Raw genomic sequence first — 16592 nt, 5'->3', positions numbered from 1 at the left:
AATGAAGATTGTTGTAGATTTTCGTATGCATAACTTTTCTGGTATCGGAACATATATCAAAAATATAATACCTTTTTTAGTTGATGAGTTTGAAATTTTACTTCTTGGAAATAAAAACGAGATAGAAAAATACGGATGGGCTAAAAAGGTCAAAATCATAGAATGTGGCGCGAAAGTATATTCGATAAAAGAGCAGTTAGAGCTATTTTTAAAAGTGCCAAAATGTGATATTTTCTGGTCGCCTCACTACAATATTCCAGTCCTACCAATAAGGGCTAAAAAAAGAGTTGTAACGATACATGATGTTTTTCATTTAGCTTTTATTGATACTTTATCACTACCAAAACAGATATATGCTAGGTTTATGATAAAAGCGGCCACAAAAAAAAGTGATAGAATTTTAAGTGTATCTAATTTTGCATCAAAAGAAATAGAAGAATATACTAAAATTTGTAAGCAAATATATATTGTTTATAATGCAATTGATATTAATAAATTTAAAGTTATTAAAGAAAGACAAAATTTAAATTATATTTTTAAAAAATACAATTTGCCACAAGATTTTATCTTATTCGTTGGAAATGTAAAGCCAAATAAAAATATAAAAAATTTACTCTTGGCCTTAAAAAATATAGACGAGAATCTTGTGATAGTGGGCAAAAGAGATGGCTTTCTAACACAAGATGGAGGTATTGATGAGATATTGAAAGATCAAAATTTGGTAAAAAAGGTTTATTTTACGGGTTTTGTTGATGATGAAGATATTGCTTTTATTTATAATCTAGCTAAAATCTTTGTATTCCCGTCTTTTTATGAGGGTTTTGGACTACCACCACTAGAAGCTCAGGCATGCGGTTGTCCAGTGCTGTGCTCCAATGCTGCAAGCCTGCCTGAAGTATGTGTAGATAGTGTAGTTTATTTTGATCCTTATAATGTTGATGATATTGCTAAAAATATAGAAAATTTAATGAGCGATGAAAAAATGCAAAATGAACTTAGGCAAAAAGGCTTTGAGAATATAAAAAGATTTAGCTGGCAAAAGTCCGCAGAAAAAATAATAAAAATTTTTAAAGAGATGGAAGCAAAATGAAAAAAGCCTTGATCCACGACTGGTTTAGCGTATATGCCGGAGCCGAAAAATGCGTAGAGAGTTTTACGAATATCTGGGATGATTTTGAAATTTTTAGCCTAATCGATTTTTTGGACGAGAAGGATAGATGCGCTGTCTTAAAAGGCAAAAGGGCGCATACTAGCTTCATTCAAAATTTACCGTTTGCCAAAATCAAATACCGAAACTATCTGCCTCTATTTCCTTTTGCGATCGAGCGATTTGATTTGAGCGAATTCGATCTTGTGCTTTCCAGCTCGCACGCCGTGGCAAAAGGAGTGCTCACAAATGCAAATCAACTTCACATCTCATACGTGCATACGCCGATACGATATGCGTGGGATCTGTACCATCAATACCTAAAAGAAAGCGGGTTAGAGCACGGTTTAAAAGGGCTTTTGGCGAAATATTTTTTGCATAAAATTCGCATCTGGGACGCGAGCTGCGCGAACAGAGTCGATCACTATATAGCAAACAGCCGCTACGTAGCAAGGCGGATAAAAAGGATCTATGGCAAGGATAGCGCAGTCATCTACCCGCCAGTCGATACGGCTAAATTTGAGCTAAAAGAGCGAAAAGATGATTTTTACCTCACGGCTTCAAGGATGGTGCCGTATAAAAAGATCGACCTCATCGTGGAGGCGTTTAGCAAGAGCGGCAAACGCCTAGTCGTCATAGGTGACGGTCCCGATATGGCAAAGGTAAGGTCAAAGGCCGCGAAAAATATCGAAATTCTGGGCTACCAAAATGATGATGTTATGCAAGAAACGATGCAAAGAGCAAAGGCATTCGTGTTTGCCGCCGAGGAGGACTTCGGTATTACGCCGGTAGAGGCTCAGGCGTGCGGCACGCCGGTCATTTGCTTAGGCAAAGGCGGCGCGAAAGAAACGATCGCGGATATGGTGACGGGAGTGCATTTTAGTGAGCAAAATTTACCGAATTTACTTGATGCGGTGGATAAATTCGAAAAAAATATAGAAATTTTTGAACCCTCAAAGATAAGGCGACATGCGCTAAAATTTTCAAAAGAGAGATTTGAGAGAGAGATAAAAGAATTCGTAGAGGAAAAATATAAAAATTTTAAAGAAAGGCTAAGCGTATGACAAATATTATCCTATGTGGCGGAAGCGGTACCAGGCTTTGGCCTATCAGTAGGACTCTCATGCCAAAGCAGTTTATAAAATTATTTGACGATAAGTCGTTGTTTCAGCTAACTTACGAGCGAAATTTAAAGCTATGCGAGAGCATTCTTGTCGTTTCAAATGCCGAGCAGTATTTTTTGTCGCTAGACCAGCTTGAAGAGATAGGCGCAAGCGGCACAAGGTATCTTTTGGAGCCTGTCGCTAGAAACACCGCGCCCGCGATCGCTTTGGCGTGCCTCGGCACAGATCGAGACGAGATCGTTTTCATCACCCCGTCCGATCATCTGATAAAAAACGCCAAAGCCTACAACGAAGCCGTAAAAAAAGCGGAAAATTTTGCCGCACAAGGACATATCGTAGTTTTTGGTATAAAGCCGACATCCCTCAATACCGGCTTTGGCTACATACAAAGCAGCGCGGACGATGTCATATCCTTTCACGAAAAACCAAGCGAGCAAAAGGCGAAAGAGTATTTAGCTGACGGCGGGTATTATTGGAACAGCGGTATGTTTATGTTTAAAGCGGGAGTGTTTTTGAACGAGCTTAAAGCGCATGCGCCGCAAATTTACGATGCGTCTTTAAAGGCGTTTGAGAATGCTAAAAAAGAGGACGTCATAAAAATAAAATTTGAAGATATGGCAAATATCCCGGAAGATAGCATTGACTATGCCGTAATGGAAAAGTCAAAAAACGTCAAGATGGTGCATTGCGATATGGGCTGGAGCGACCTAGGAAGCTTTGATAGCCTATATGAAGAGCTGCCGAAAGATAAATTCGGCAATACGACAAATTTAAACCATATCTGCGTGGATTCGTCAAATAACCTGATATACGGAAGCGATAGAAAAATAGCTACGGTAGATATGGAAGGATGCATCATAATTGACACGAAAGATGCCTTGCTGATTTGCAAAAAAGGTTCCGGTCAAAAGATAAAACAAGTCGTCAAAAAACTGGAGGGTAGCGAGCTTGTTAGCACTCATCTTACTACGCATAGACCTTGGGGAAGTTATACGGTTTTAGAAAATGCGGACGGATACAAAATAAAACGTATCGTGGTAAAGCCCGGCAAAAGGCTGTCGCTACAAAAGCATTTTCATAGAAACGAGCACTGGATCGTGGTTTGTGGAACTGCTACGGTCAGGATAGGAGATGATACGTTTTTGCTTAGAGAAAACGAATCGACATATATAAAAATGGGCGAAATTCATCGCCTCTCAAACGAGGGAAAAATTCCGGTCGTTTTGATCGAAGCGCAGGTAGGTAAATATACCGGTGAAGACGATATAGTAAGGCTCGAAGATGATTTCAGAAGGTATGATAAATCATGAAAAAATATCTATCTTTTTTGATTTTGCTGATTTGTGACATCTTTGTTATCTCGCTTTGTATTGCTCTTTCCGTTTTGATTAAAAATTTTATCTATGGTGGTGGAGCTTTTCACGATGCCAGCAGGTATATTGGTCTTTTTTTGGTGCAAGCGATCATGATCTTTTTATTTGTTTTTCAAGGGGTTTATACTAGAAGATATGATTTTTGGCATGAGAGCTACATTATAGTCAGGAGCTGCTTTTTGGGGCTATTTTTGAGCCTTGCGATCTTGGCTTTGATAAAGATAAATTATGAATATTCAAGAATGGTTTTTATTTTGAGCTTTATTTTTATGATGTTTTTGTTGCCGATATCGAAATTTATACTAAAAAGACAGCTTTTTGCAGTAGGAATTTGGCAAAAAAGAGCAAAAGTTGTCGGCGAAAATACGGACTTTGAGCTTGAAATTTTTACAAATCGATATCTTGGATATGTGAAAGAGACGGGTGGAGGTTACGAATCTCTTTTTATAACCAATGAGAAATTAAAACCCGAAATTTTAAATGAGCTGATTGAGCAAAATATAATTGCGAATAAAGAAATTTTATTTGCGCCCATGTTGCAAACCTATGATTTCACAAAAGCCCATATTTATGGTTTTTTTAATTCTAGGACAAATATTTTTGCTATCCAAAATTCTTTAAAAAGCAGGTCGCGTATGGTAATGAAAAGATGCCTTGACATCGTGCTTATCGTCCTTGCGCTTCCTATTTTAGTGCCGATATTTTTAGTAATAATGGCTATGATAAAGATAAAAGAGCCAAATGCAAAAATATTTTTCTCGCACGAAAGAATGGGACGAAACGGCAGGCTTTTTGGATGCTTGAAATTTAGATCTATGCGTGAAAACAGCTCGCAAATTTTGCAAGAGTATCTAAAGGCAAATCCGCAAGAGATCCAGTATTTTGAAAAATATCACAAATATGAGCACGACCCAAGGATCACAAAATTTGGAAATTTTATCCGCAAGACTTCTCTTGATGAGTTGCCCCAGCTTATCAACGTGTTAAAAGGTGAGATGAGCATCGTAGGCCCTAGACCCTGCGCTCAGTATGAGAAAAAGGATATGGGTAAATACGCAGATCTCATCCTTGCCGTGCGTCCGGGCATCACCGGCATCTGGCAGGTCAGCGGTAGGAGCGATGTTGATTTTGAAACCAGAGCGCAGATGGATGCGTGGTATATGAAAAATTGGAGTATTTGGAACGACATCGTCATCATTATCAAAACATTTAAGGTCGTTTTGGCGCGCAAAGGAGCAAGTTAGGATGTTTGGTGAAAAAATCCACCAAACAGATAAATTACAGTTTCCCGCCCTCGACGACGAGAGATTCTGGATTTACGCTATCGCCATATATAGGTTTTAGCGTCGCATCGTAGTCTTTGTGGAAGAAATTTTCCTTTCCAAGTTCGATTATTTCGTTGTTTAGCCATTCAAGTAAAGCCGTGTTGCCCTTTTTGACCGCAGGTGCGATCACATCGACATCGCCAAGCGCCTCGATACCGACTACAAAGCCCGGATTTTCCTTTGCCCACGCAAAGAGCAGAGCATTATCATGTGCAAGAGCTGCCCCGCGTTTATCGACCAAAGCCGCGAAGGTCTCGGTATTTTGATCGTATTTGACAAGCTCTATGTCAGGATAGTTTTTTGTAAAATACGCGTCCGCAGTCGTACCTTTATTGACGATCAGCTTTTTGCCTTTTAGCTCATCTACGCTTTTTATCACGTCTCCTTCCGGGCTAACGACGCCAAGTGAGACTTTCATATATGGAAGCGCAAAATCAACAACCTGTGCTCGTTCAGGTGTTTTTGTGAAATTTGCCAAAGTTATATCGACCTTATCAGCGGTTAAAACCTCTACGCGTCCGGCAGCTTCGACCAGTTCAAATTTCACCTTGCTCTCATCGCCAAGCATATCTTTTGCGATGCGTTTTGCAAAGTAGATGTCGTAGCCTTGATTTTTACCGTCTTTGTCGACGTAGCCAAACGGTGGTTTGTCGCTAAAAACGCCTATGCGCACGTAGCCGCGCTCTTTGATCTTAGCGATAGCGCCGGCTTTTTGCTCGGACGGCGCGGAGGCTGACTTGTCAGCACCTTTTTCTTCACCACAACCCGTTAGAAAGACGGTAGCGATTACTGCCAAAAAGAAAATACTAAATTTTCTCATTCTTTCTCCTTTAAAATAAGTGGCACAATATGCCACGAAAGATATAAGACTCAAAAATTTGGTCTAAACAGGGATTGGAAACGGATAAATTATCTCTTGTTTTTACTAAAATGAGAATAAATTTAGGAATTTTTTCGCTCGTTCGCTTTGCGGCTGTGTAAAAAAGAGCTCCGGTTCGCTTATTTCCACGATCTCGCCCGCGTCCATAAACACTATCCTGTTTGCAACAGCTCTGGCAAAGCTCATCTCGTGCGTAACGATCAGCATCGTCATGCCCTCTCGCGCTAAATTTATGATGACATCGAGCACTTCGCGCACGATCTCCGGATCAAGTGCGGCAGTAACCTCGTCAAATAGCATGATCTCAGGGTTTAGGCAAAGACTCCTAACGATAGCGATGCGCTGCTTTTGCCCGCCGCTAAGCTCCTTTGGATAGGCATATTTTTTTTCTATGAGTCCGACTCGTTTTAGCCACATATCGGCGGTTTTCTCGGCTTCTTCGCGGCTTTTGCCTTGCACTTTGAGAGGCCCGAGCAAGACATTTTCGATCACGTTCATATGGTCAAACAGCTCGTAGCTTTGAAAGACCATGCCGACTTTTTGGCGGATCCTTTGCCAGTCTTTGAAATTTTTATCGATCATTTCGCCGTTGATGACGATCTGTCCGGAGTAAATTTGCTCCAAGCCGTTTATACAACGAAGCGTCGTGCTTTTACCGCATCCTGATGGTCCAAGTAGTACCACGACTTCGCCGCTTTTTACGCCTAAATTTATATTTTTTAGCGCGTGATTTTGCCCGTAGTATTTCTCTAAATTTTTAAGTTCTAGTATGTATTCGCTCATTTTCTCCCCTTATCCCCATTTTTCTTCGAGCCGTTTTGAAAGCTTTGAGATCGGAAAACAGACTATAAAATACAAAAAGAATATCAGCCCGTAGATCCAAAACGGCGCCATCGGGTTCGTAAAGACGTTTCTTTCGATGATCTGCTGGCCGACTTTGACGACCTCGATAACGCCGATAAGCACGACTATCGACGTGGTCTTTATCATACGACTTAGCAGATTTACGGCACCCGGCACTAAGCGGCGCGTGGCAAGAGGTATGATGACGTAGGTGTAAATTTGCGCCTTGCTAAGCCCCAGCGATGCCGCACTTTCAAACTGATGCTTTGGTATCGACGCGATCGCTCCGCGCACGATATCCATCATCTCAAACACGCCCCAAAGGCTAAAAACGATAAGCGATGCGTTAAATGCCGATAGATGGATGCCAAAAGCCTTGCTGACGCCAAAATAAAACAAAAACAGCCAGACGATTTGCGGCATTATCCGCACGATTTCTAGGCAAATTTTTAGCGTGTAGAATATAAATTTATTTTTCGAGCTCATCAAAACGCCCAAAAATAAGCCGCCGACGAGCGAGACGATGATCGAGATGAGAGAAATTTCAGTGCTGACGAGCAGTCCTTCGCCAAGGCGCACTAAATTTTGCCAGTCAAATAAAATGCTAACTCCTTGCAACTCTCATCCTTTTTTCAAGCCATGTAAGTGCTAGCGAGATCGGCAGTATTAGGACAAGGTAGCTTACGACGAGCATAAAAAGCGCCTCGTCCGTCTTGTAGTAAAGTCCGATGATGTCCTTTGCGACATAGACGAGATCTGCCAGTGCGACGATGCTTACGATCGAGGTCTCTTTGAGTAAAAATATCACGTTTGCGCTGATAGATGGCAGGGATACGCCAAATGCCTGCGGGACGATAACGTAGCGTAGGAGCTGGTTTTGGCTAAGCCCGATGCTAAGCCCCGCCTCAATCTGACTTTTCCTCACTGCCTCAAAGCCCAGTCGAAAGCTCTCAGCCATATAGCTGCCGCCAAGAAACGTAAGTCCGATCACCGCGCAGGTAAATGAGCCAATCTGCACGCCAAGCTTTGGCAAGCCGTAGTAGAGGAAAAACAGCTGGATAAGCAGCGGCGTGTTGCGCGAAAGCTCGATGTAGCAGTTTATCAACGGGATCAAGAATTTGACCTTGTAAAATTTCACTAGCGTGCAAAACATACCGACGATGAGCGAAAAAAGTATGCCCCAAAATGCGATATTTATCGTCAGTATCGCGGCTTTTACATACATCGGGTAAAATTTTGCTATAAACTCAAAATCCATAAACTTAGCTTCTCTCGACTGAAATTTTTGCGAGATTGTAGCGAAGTAATGCTAAATTTAAAGACAAATCTAGTATTACTTCTTAAATTTAAGAAAATTATTTTTTGATCATTTGTTTGTAAGGTCCAAACCTATGGGTGTTCTCGTCAAAGCCGTCGTTGTAAGGTCCCACGTCCATATCCATAGGTTTTATATCGCGGTCTGGAAAGTCTTTCTCGCGCCCCTCTTTGATAGGTCGCTCGTGCGAGTTCATGAAGGCGGCCACGTCGTAAGCCTCCTCCCAGCTTAGCGTCGCATCGCCCTTTGGCATGCTTGATTTTACGTAGCCCGCGGCCTTTATGAGGCGATACATCCCGGCACCCGTGTTGTAGCTATCCTTGCCCCAAAGAGGCGGGAAAGTGTAGTAGTCTCCGCCTTTTGCAAACTCTTCGTTTATCATGCCTTCGCCGTTTTCTCCGTGGCAGGAGGCGCACCTATCCGCATAAATTTTAGCTCCTTTTTTGGGATCGGCGGCTCTATCTATAAATTCGGGCTTTACCACCGTGCCTTTTACCTTTGAGCCCACCCCGTAGCCGACCGAGAGATAGTGCATATAGGCTAGCATCGCTCTCATCTCGTCGGAATTTGTAGGTATGGGCTTGCCAGACATCGAGCGCATGAAGCAGCCGTTGATGCGGTCTTGTAAGGTGATGATGCGATCGCCTCTTGAGTTATACTGCGGAAATCTCGCCGTGATACCTACAAACGAGCTTTGCGTCTGCACGACTCCGCCGCTTGCGTGGCAGCTCGAGCATGAGAGGTTGTTTCCGGCAAAGCGCTTTTTCTCGTCCTTTGCCTGAAGCCCTAGATACCTTGTAGTCTCGTTTATGAGCTTTGAGCCGTAGATCACGGCCTTTGCATACGGTGAGTCGCCAAGCTTGCTCTCATCGATGACACCGTTTTCGTCTATGGCTGCTGGCAGCTTAAATTCCTGCACCTTGGCCTCAAAAGGAAGCGCGTTTTTAGCCTTGTTTTTCGCCGCGTCGAATGCAAAGGCGGAATTTGGCAGGCAACAGGCCGCAAGTGGCAACAAAATAGTGATTTTCACATTACACTCCTTAAATATTTTTTAAAAAAATGATATAATACTAATATTTTATTGAAAAATTTATAAAAGCCTGGCGCGTAAAATATGCTACAATCTCGTTTTAAATTTAAGGAAATTTGTGGATATTTTTCAGTTTATCGGGCTTGTGGGGATGATTTGCATCGTGCTTGGGTATTTGCTCTTGCAGCTTGGTAGGCTCACGAGCGAGCATATGAGCTATCAGCTACTAAATTTAGCCGGTGCAGTGCTGCTCACCGTCTCGCTTTTGGTGCATTTTAACCTTGGCTCATTTTTGATCGAGGTCTTTTGGATAGGCATTACTATTTACGGGATATTTAAAATTTACAGGAGAAAAATTTGAGAGCATTTGGCGAATGGGAAAAACAAGAGCTTTTACTTTTATCGCTTCCGCACGCGGGCACGGACTGGTGCGAGTATCTGGATGAAATTTTGGCTTCGTATGAGCAGCTAGTGGCGGCTATCACGCCCTTTCAAAAGGTCGCGCTGATCTGCCCTGACGAGCAAATTCTCGCGCGTTTTGGCAAATTAAAAAACGCCCGTCTCGTCAAAATCGACACCGATGACACGTGGATACGCGACTACGGGATGATTGACGTGGAGCGGGGCGGCGAAATTTTGAGCTATGATTTTAAATTTAACGCTTGGGGCGGTAAATTTAAAAGCGCGAAAGACGATGCGGTAAATGGCGAGCTGGCAAAAATTTTGGGTGCGAATTTAAAGCCCGTTGATCTCATTTTGGAGGGCGGCAGTATCGATTTTAACGGCTCTGGCGTGATGCTGACAACTGAGATGTGCCTACTAAACGATAACCGCAACCCGCACCTAAACAAGGAGCAAATAGACGCTCGGCTAAAAGAGCTATTCGGATTAGATCGCATCATCTGGCTTAAAAACGGCTTCATCAGAGGCGATGACACCGACAGTCACGTCGATACGCTCGCTCGCTTCATCTCGCCGGACACTATCGCGTATGCTAGCTGCGATGACCCGAGCGATGAACATTTTGAGCCGCTAAATGCGATGAGAGCGGAGCTTGAAACGATGGGCTTTAAGCTCGTGCCGCTGCCGCTACCAAAGGCGAAATTTTACCGCGGCAAGCGACTTGGCTGCACGTATGCGAATTTTATTTTTATAAACGGCGCGCTCATCGTGCCTACGTATGACGACGCGAACGACGAGCTCGTGCTTGAAAGGCTGCGAGCGGCACTGCCAGGACGCGAAGTGATCGGTGTAAATTCACTCGTTTTCGTGCGTCAAAATGGCTCGCTTCACTGTTCTAGCCAGAATAAATTTATGAAGCAAAATGAGCGCAAAGAGCGGGGCTAAATTTGCAAAAATTTGACTACGAGACGAACGTAAATTTAAGCCGTCAAAAGGCGGATAATAGCGCAAATAAAGCGGTCATGGCAGCTGGCGCGACCGCGTTTTTGCTTGCTGTCATCAAATTTATCACAGGCATCGCGAGCGGCTCGGTGGCCGTGATGAGCTCGGCTATCGATTCGATGCTTGATTTTATCGTGTCGCTTTTAAATTTTTTCGCGCTCAAAAAGTCGCGCGCCGCGGCAAATGAAAATTTCAACTTCGGCTACACCAAGCTAGAAGCGATGGCTGCGCTGTTTGAGGGCGTTTTTATCATCGGTATCGCAGCGTTTATATTTTACGAGAGCATTTTAAAATTTAAGCAAGATGACGCCGCTATCGATGTGGGCGCTAGTCTTTGGGTGATGTGCTTTTCGCTCGTCGTCACGGGTGCGCTCATAGCGTTTCTAAGCTCGGTCGCAAAGCGCACGGACAATCTCATCCTGCGAGCCGACGCGCTGCATTACAAGAGCGATTTTTACACGAATTTAGCCGTCATCGCCGCGCTCATCGTTATCAAATTTACTGGGCTAATGATAGTCGATGCGGTGCTGGGGCTGATTATCAGCGGCTATATCGCGCACTCGGCGGTAAATTTGATGAAAGAGAGCTTTACCGTGCTACTTGACCGCGCGCTTGAACCCGCGATGATAGAAGCGATCAAAAATATGATAAAATCCAAAAAGGAGATTTTAAGCTTTCACTATCTCGCGACCAGGCGTAGCGGTGAGACTTGCTTTTTGGGCGTGCATTTGGTGTTTGAGCGAGATATTTCGCTCTTTGACGCGCACGCGGTCTCAGACGAGCTAGAGCGCGAGATAAGGGCTAAATTTAGCCGGTTTAGCTGGGAGATCACGGCGCATCTTGACCCGTGCGATGATAGGTTTGGGGCGTGTGAGATATGAAAATCGTGAGCGATTTATCAAAATAAGCTCTGCTTTGAAAAGTGTTGATAGTCTTAAACGAATGCTTCGCAAATCTTACTTGCTCCACAAAGCGCCGAACATATAGCACGATTTTGGCGGTCAGCTTTACAGCTTCCCTCAAAATCGGCGGCGATAGTGTCACTTCATAAGATTTGACTATGCTAGAACGTTTAAAATTTTAAAAACTAATGCTTTTTAGAACAGAACCTTAAAATATCTAATTTTACGTGCGGTGCGAAGTTCGCTAGTCAAATTTGATTTCGCAAAAAGTTTCACTCGTCTTTTGATGAAACTGGTAAATTTTATGGCAACTAAACAAAGGAGAAACAATGAAAATAGCGCTTTTACAACAAAAATTCCACGGCTCAAAAGAGGCGACCGCCAAAAAGACCGTGGAGTTCGTGCGCGAGGCGGCGCAGGGTGGAGCGCAGCTAGTGGTTTGTCAGGAGCTACATCAGACGCAGTATTTTTGCCAGAGCGAGGAGACGGGCTTTTTTGACCTTGCGGGCGAGTGGGAGGCGGACGTGAGATTTTGGGCGGACGTGGCGCGCGCAAACGGCGTCGTGCTCGTTACTTCACTCTTTGAAAAGCGCGCCGACGGGCTTTATCACAATACGGCTTTTGTCTTTGAAAAAGACGGTAGTATCGCCGGCAAATACCGCAAAATGCACATTCCGGACGACCCGGGCTTTTATGAGAAATTTTACTTTACGCCGGGTGACATCGGCTTTGAGCCTATCGACACGAGCGCGGGGCGGCTTGGGGTGCTCATTTGCTGGGATCAGTGGTATCCCGAGGCGGCGCGTCTGATGGCGCTACGCGGGGCGAAAATCCTAATCTATCCGACTGCGATAGGCTGGTTTGAAGCCGACAGCGAGGAGGAGAAATCCCGTCAGCTCGAAGCCTGGGTCGCTGTGCAGCGAGGACACGCGGTCGCAAACGGGCTGCCGGTCGTCGCGGTCAATCGCGTTGGCTTTGAAAAAGACGATAGTGGCGTGATGGCGGGCATCAAATTTTGGGGCAACAGTTTTGTCTTTGGTGCGCAGGGCGAGCAGCTTTGGCGTGCAGATAGCGAGAGGGAGCTTTGCAAGATCGTGGAAGTGGATATGAAACGCAGCGAAGAAGTGCGCAGAATTTGGCCTTTTTTACGCGACCGTCGCATCGATGCGTATGCAAATTTGACGAAGAGGTTTATCGACTGAAATTTGGCGGTTTAGAATTTAAACCGCCTTAAAATTTAATCTCGCTTTTTTAAAATTTGATCAATCGAGGTAGCTATGCAAGATAGATATCATGGCCTTTATTTTTTGCTACTCTATTTGACCCATAAAATTTTTATTGTCAGTCTTTAGCCAAAATCCACCAGCTTTTTAGTATAATTTTTGAAAAGCTATAAAATTTAATATTAATTGAAACTTAGGACTTCTTTTTCTGTGGCAAATGTGTAAAATTATCAAATTTTAAGACTCAAAAATATAAATTTAAACTGAAAAATAAAAATTTTATATTTTTTATGATAGGATAAAAACTCAAAATTTTACAAAAGGAGCGTCTTCAATGAAAAAGACTTCTGTGGTATTGGCAGGTTTGCTTTTGGCTTCAACGCTTGGCGCGAAAGAGTTTGTAAGTATCGGCACCGGCGGAATGACCGGTACGTATTATCCAATAGGCGGCGCGATATGCCGTTTGGTAAATAAGGATCCAAATATCAAATGCTCCGTCCAATCAACAGGCGGCTCCGTTTATAACGTAAATAACGTGCTCAAAAAAGAGCTCACATTTGGTTTCGTGCAAAGCGACGTCGTGTATGACAAATATAACGGCAAAGGAAAATTTGAAAATATGGGCGATAATAAACTTCGCTCGGTGGTTTCGATATATCCGGAGCTTTTGGCGTTTGTGGTCTCGAAAGAGAGCGGCATAAAAGATGTCGGCGATCTTGTCGGTAAAAAGTATAACGTCGGCAATCCCGGCAGCGGTAACGAGGTAACCACACTCGCGGTATTTGCAGCTAAGGGCTTTGATGTGGCAAAGCTTGGCTACCGTGGCGTTTTGACTGTCCAAGAGTGCCCGCATGCGCTAAAGGATAAAAAAATAGACGGATATAGCTTCATGGTCGGACACCCGACTGCAAATATCACCGATGCGGCAAATTCGCTTCCGATAGATATTTTAAATATCGAGGGTGCCGATATCGACAAGATGATGGCCGAGTATCCGTATTTTGCTAAAGGCGTGATACCAAAAGGCTCTTATGAAGGCGTAGACCATGATGTAAACAGTGTTGGCGTGAAGGCTGTTTTGGTGGCTGATCAAAGTGTGAGCGATACGGCTGTAAAGGCGGTGGTAAAGTCGATACTCGATAACTTCGAGGAATATAAAACCCTTCATCCTGCGCTAAAAGCAGTGACGAAAGAGAGCCTGGTAGAAGGGCTATCCGCTCCGCTTCACCCGGCTGCAGAGGCCGTGTTTAAAGAGGCTGGTATACTAAAATAAAATTTGGCAGGAGGAATCCTGCCTGAAATTTTAAAATTTACAAATATCAATTAGGCGAAATTTGGTATCTTTAAATTTTAGTTAAGGGGAAAGATGAACAATATCAACGAAAACGAAGAGCAGTTTGTAGAGGTCAAAACTAGGGAGATAAACAACAATTTTTATAATTATTTCATTGCGGTATTATGTTTTTCATGGTCGGTTTTTCAGCTTTATATCGCGTATTTTCCCATGAATACGAACATCTCTCGCTCTATCCACCTTACATTTGCGATCGCGCTCGTATTTTTGCTTTACCCTGTGAAATTTCATAAAAAAGCGCATTTTTCCATGCCATTTTACGATATCGCTCTTTGCGTTTTAGGAACTGCCGTAGTGCTCTATCCGGCGATCGATTTTTACGGGCTTGCTTCAAGACCGGGAGATTATTTGCAAAGAGACGTCATAGTGGCTTTCGTAGCCATAATCATCCTTATAGAAGCCGGTAGACGCGTCATCGGGCCTGCACTTGGCATCATCTGTATTTTGTTTTTGATATATGATTATTTTGGTCCTTATATGCCAGATATCATCGCTCATCAAGGTGCCAGTCTGGAAAAGCTTGCGGGGCATATGTTCCTTACGACGGAGGGCATATTTGGCGTTCCTATCGGCGTTAGCGTCAGCTTTATCTATTTATTCGTTTTATTCGGTTCGCTACTTGAAAGAGCCGGAGCGGGGCAATATTTCATAAATTTAGCCTTTTCATTGCTTGGTAAATTTAGAGGCGGTCCGGCAAAAGCATCAGTCATCGCCAGCGGACTGACGGGCATGGTCTCGGGAAGCTCGACTGCAAATGTCGTGACTGTCGGTACATTTACGATACCGCTAATGAAAAAAGCGGGACTTTCTCGTGTGAAGGCCGGAGCTATCGAGGTCGCAGCGGGCGTAAACGGACAGCTCATGCCGCCTATCATGGGAGCGGCTGCATTCATCATAGCGGAATTTTTGGGCATGAGCTACACTAATGTCATGATGTCGGCCGTCATCCCGGCGTTTGCATGTTATATCTCGCTATTTTTCATCGTGCATTTAGAGAGCTGTAAGATAGGCCTAAAAGGCATCGATCAAAGCGAATATCACTCGAGATTTAAAATTTTTCTCAGCGGGCTTCATTATCTCACGCCGATCCTCATCCTGCTTTATACACTTTTGATCCTAAAAGAGTCCGCTATCTCGGCGGCGTTCAACGCGATCGGATTTTTATTTTTGATCATGATATTTCAAGAGCCGGCCAAAAAGCTGGCTGCAGGCGAGAAGGTCGGACTAAACGATGCTTTGCTCGGTTTTAGCGATATATTTTGGGCGATGGTGACTGCTGCAAAAAGCATGACTACGATCGCGATAGCTACGGGTTTGGCCGGCATAATCGTCGGCTCTATATCATTGACCGGGCTTGGTCAAGTGCTCTCAGATATTGTGGAGCAGCTTGCCGGAAACAACATCATTCTTATCTTGATCCTGACTGCCGTGATGTCGCTCATACTTGGCATGGGCTTGCCGACTACGGCAAACTATATCGTAGTATCAAGCCTCGTTGCACCGGTCATTTTATTTTTAGCGCATAAAAACGGCTTTTTGATACCTGCCATCGCGGTGCATCTTTTCGTATTTTATTTTGGAATTTTAGCTGATGATACGCCGCCTGTCGGTATCGCCGCCTATGCAGCCGCAGGTATTGCAAAGGCAAACCCTGTCACCGTAGGCATGCAAGGCTTTTTTTACGATCTAAGGACCGCGATATTGCCGTTTGCCTTTTTCTTCAACAATAAACTGATGCTGATAGAAAGCATCGATGCAAAAGATCCTCTAGACGCAAAAGGTATCGTTTGGATGAGTAATCCATTTGAGATCGTGCTCGTATTTGGCATGGCTATCATCGGGATGTTTGCATTTTCGAGCGTGCTTCAGGGCTACTTCGTGACGAAGGTTCGCATTTGGGAGCGCATTTTACTTTTGCTTGTCGTTCCTTTGACGCTAGTGCCAAATATCTGCGCCAAATACTCCGTCATACCAAACGAATATGTAGGCTACATGATAGGCACAGCGATATACTTTTTTGTATTCATGACTCAATGGGGCAAAAATCAAAAGGATAAAGCCGCTTCAAAGGCGGCCGCGTAGAAAGGTAGAATTTGCCGCCGTTAAAGCGGCAAATTTAGAATCACAGTCTTTTTGAGCGTCTTAGATCGCCTGCGAACTGGCAACCCATCTTGTCGCCTAGGCTGCAAGATTTATCAAAAAATTCTTTTGCTTTTTTAAAGCCTTCCGGAGTTTGCTTTTCAAGATAATAAGACCCCGCTACCGAACAAGAATATCCTTCTTTCAGCTCGCAAGCCTTCTCGAAAAGCTCTTGCGCTTTTTGTGCGTCGGCGCTTACGCTCTCACCTTTTTTATACATTCCACCCAGACTTGAGCACCCATCTTTGGAATTTGCGTCGCACGCTTTGGTAAATAGCTCGAAAGCCTTTTGCTTATCGGTTTTGACACCTCTTGAAAAATAATACATCGAGCCAAGCTTGGTGCATGCGTCGCCATTATTGGCTTCGCAAGCGGCGCTGAATTTATCAAATGCCGTTTTGAAGTCAGCCTTGGTATAAGCCTCGAGTCCGTCCTCAAAATCGCCGCCAAAAGCGCATAGCGCGACAACAAATAGTAACAACATTTTTTTCATTAAAATTCCTTAATTAAAATTTAAAATACGTGATTTTAGC

Annotated in this window: 16 protein-coding genes; 10 read left to right on the top strand and 6 right to left on the bottom strand. The window is 43.7% G+C overall.

All coding sequences use genetic code 11. The features are described 5' to 3' along the window. The first annotated feature begins 1 nt into the window (after position 1). The 4 genes from CCVT_RS05895 to CCVT_RS05880 all read left to right on the top strand — a co-directional run bounded on the left by CCVT_RS05895 (position 2) and on the right by CCVT_RS05880 (position 4888). Positions 2-1090: a glycosyltransferase family 4 protein gene (locus CCVT_RS05895; RefSeq protein WP_018136489.1), complete on the top strand. Its 1089-nt coding sequence runs from the start codon at positions 2-4 to the stop codon at positions 1088-1090. Continuing rightward, a complete protein-coding gene (locus CCVT_RS05890) occupies positions 1087-2211 on the top strand; it encodes a glycosyltransferase family 4 protein (protein WP_018136488.1) in 1125 nt (374 codons plus the stop codon). The genes CCVT_RS05895 and CCVT_RS05890 overlap by 4 nt, the downstream gene beginning before the upstream one ends. After that, positions 2208-3581, top strand: coding sequence for a mannose-1-phosphate guanylyltransferase/mannose-6-phosphate isomerase (locus CCVT_RS05885; RefSeq protein ID WP_011992418.1), 1374 nt, complete (start codon positions 2208-2210; stop codon positions 3579-3581). Before CCVT_RS05890 ends, CCVT_RS05885 begins: the two co-directional genes overlap by 4 nt. 155 nt (positions 3582-3736) lie before the next feature. Further along, a complete protein-coding gene (locus CCVT_RS05880; RefSeq protein ID WP_081605511.1) occupies positions 3737-4888 on the top strand; it encodes a sugar transferase in 1152 nt (383 codons plus the stop codon). A 34-nt stretch (positions 4889-4922) separates the two neighbouring features. Here the strand turns inward: CCVT_RS05880 and CCVT_RS05875 are convergent, their stop codons facing one another. The 5 genes from CCVT_RS05875 to CCVT_RS05855 form a co-directional block, all read right to left on the bottom strand. Further along, positions 4923-5789, bottom strand: coding sequence for a cysteine ABC transporter substrate-binding protein (locus tag CCVT_RS05875; protein ID WP_018136486.1), 867 nt, complete (start codon positions 5787-5789; stop codon positions 4923-4925). Positions 5790-5894: 105 nt separating this feature from the next. Next, the gene (locus tag CCVT_RS05870; RefSeq protein ID WP_018136485.1) at positions 5895-6632 is read right to left on the bottom strand and encodes an amino acid ABC transporter ATP-binding protein; all 738 of its coding nucleotides are present in this window, start codon (positions 6630-6632) and stop codon (positions 5895-5897) included. 9 nt (positions 6633-6641) lie between these two features. Continuing rightward, positions 6642-7310, bottom strand: a complete 669-nt coding sequence (locus CCVT_RS05865; protein WP_018136484.1) for an amino acid ABC transporter permease — start codon at positions 7308-7310, stop codon at positions 6642-6644. Continuing rightward, positions 7297-7950, bottom strand: coding sequence for an amino acid ABC transporter permease (locus CCVT_RS05860; RefSeq protein ID WP_018136483.1), 654 nt, complete (start codon positions 7948-7950; stop codon positions 7297-7299). The genes CCVT_RS05865 and CCVT_RS05860 overlap by 14 nt, the downstream gene beginning before the upstream one ends. A 97-nt stretch (positions 7951-8047) precedes the next feature. Then, a complete protein-coding gene (locus CCVT_RS05855) occupies positions 8048-9037 on the bottom strand; it encodes a c-type cytochrome (RefSeq protein ID WP_018136482.1) in 990 nt (329 codons plus the stop codon). Positions 9038-9155: 118 nt separating this feature from the next. On the opposite strand from CCVT_RS05855, the gene CCVT_RS05850 reads away from it, so the two are divergent. The 6 genes from CCVT_RS05850 to CCVT_RS05825 all read left to right on the top strand — a co-directional run bounded on the left by CCVT_RS05850 (position 9156) and on the right by CCVT_RS05825 (position 16002). Beyond that, positions 9156-9398 carry a CBU_0592 family membrane protein gene (locus CCVT_RS05850; RefSeq protein ID WP_009651229.1) on the top strand — a complete coding sequence of 81 codons (243 nt, stop codon included), beginning with the start codon at positions 9156-9158 and terminating at the stop codon, positions 9396-9398. After that, positions 9395-10384, top strand: coding sequence for an agmatine deiminase family protein (locus CCVT_RS05845; RefSeq protein ID WP_018136481.1), 990 nt, complete (start codon positions 9395-9397; stop codon positions 10382-10384). Before CCVT_RS05850 ends, CCVT_RS05845 begins: the two co-directional genes overlap by 4 nt. A 2-nt stretch (positions 10385-10386) precedes the next feature. Continuing rightward, positions 10387-11322: a cation diffusion facilitator family transporter gene (locus tag CCVT_RS05840; RefSeq protein WP_018136480.1), complete on the top strand. Its 936-nt coding sequence runs from the start codon at positions 10387-10389 to the stop codon at positions 11320-11322. Between the two features lie 350 nt (positions 11323-11672). Next, the gene (locus tag CCVT_RS05835) at positions 11673-12545 is read left to right on the top strand and encodes a carbon-nitrogen hydrolase (RefSeq protein WP_018136479.1); all 873 of its coding nucleotides are present in this window, start codon (positions 11673-11675) and stop codon (positions 12543-12545) included. A 355-nt stretch (positions 12546-12900) separates the two neighbouring features. Then, entirely contained in the window at positions 12901-13839 is a 939-nt protein-coding gene (locus CCVT_RS05830) for a TAXI family TRAP transporter solute-binding subunit (RefSeq protein WP_009651465.1), read from the top strand. A gap of 93 nt (positions 13840-13932) precedes the next feature. Next, positions 13933-16002 carry a TRAP transporter permease gene (locus tag CCVT_RS05825; protein WP_018136478.1) on the top strand — a complete coding sequence of 690 codons (2070 nt, stop codon included), beginning with the start codon at positions 13933-13935 and terminating at the stop codon, positions 16000-16002. 40 nt (positions 16003-16042) lie between these two features. Here CCVT_RS05825 and CCVT_RS05820 read toward each other — a convergent pair whose 3' ends face one another. Further along, positions 16043-16552, bottom strand: coding sequence for a tetratricopeptide repeat protein (locus CCVT_RS05820; protein WP_018136477.1), 510 nt, complete (start codon positions 16550-16552; stop codon positions 16043-16045). Between the last annotated feature and the right edge of the window lie 40 nt (positions 16553-16592).

Source organism: Campylobacter curvus, assembly GCF_013372125.1.
Classification (GTDB): Bacteria; Campylobacterota; Campylobacteria; order Campylobacterales; family Campylobacteraceae; genus Campylobacter_A; species Campylobacter_A curvus.
This window is presented reverse-complemented; position numbering and strand designations above follow the sequence as displayed.

Excerpts from the sequence above, each read along its gene's own strand:
- CCVT_RS05895 (WP_018136489.1), top strand. The coding sequence starts at position 2 with ATGAAGATTGTTGTAGATTTTCGTATGCATAACTTTTCTGGTATCGGA.
- CCVT_RS05890 (WP_018136488.1), top strand. The coding sequence starts at position 1,087 with ATGAAAAAAGCCTTGATCCACGACTGGTTTAGCGTATATGCCGGAGCC.
- CCVT_RS05885 (WP_011992418.1), top strand. The coding sequence starts at position 2,208 with ATGACAAATATTATCCTATGTGGCGGAAGCGGTACCAGGCTTTGGCCT.
- CCVT_RS05880 (WP_081605511.1), top strand. The coding sequence starts at position 3,737 with ATGATCTTTTTATTTGTTTTTCAAGGGGTTTATACTAGAAGATATGAT.
- CCVT_RS05875 (WP_018136486.1), bottom strand. The coding sequence starts at position 5,789 with ATGAGAAAATTTAGTATTTTCTTTTTGGCAGTAATCGCTACCGTCTTT.
- CCVT_RS05870 (WP_018136485.1), bottom strand. The coding sequence starts at position 6,632 with ATGAGCGAATACATACTAGAACTTAAAAATTTAGAGAAATACTACGGG.
- CCVT_RS05860 (WP_018136483.1), bottom strand. The coding sequence starts at position 7,950 with ATGGATTTTGAGTTTATAGCAAAATTTTACCCGATGTATGTAAAAGCC.
- CCVT_RS05835 (WP_018136479.1), top strand. The coding sequence starts at position 11,673 with ATGAAAATAGCGCTTTTACAACAAAAATTCCACGGCTCAAAAGAGGCG.
- CCVT_RS05830 (WP_009651465.1), top strand. The coding sequence starts at position 12,901 with ATGAAAAAGACTTCTGTGGTATTGGCAGGTTTGCTTTTGGCTTCAACG.
- CCVT_RS05825 (WP_018136478.1), top strand. The coding sequence starts at position 13,933 with ATGAACAATATCAACGAAAACGAAGAGCAGTTTGTAGAGGTCAAAACT.
- CCVT_RS05820 (WP_018136477.1), bottom strand. The coding sequence starts at position 16,552 with ATGAAAAAAATGTTGTTACTATTTGTTGTCGCGCTATGCGCTTTTGGC.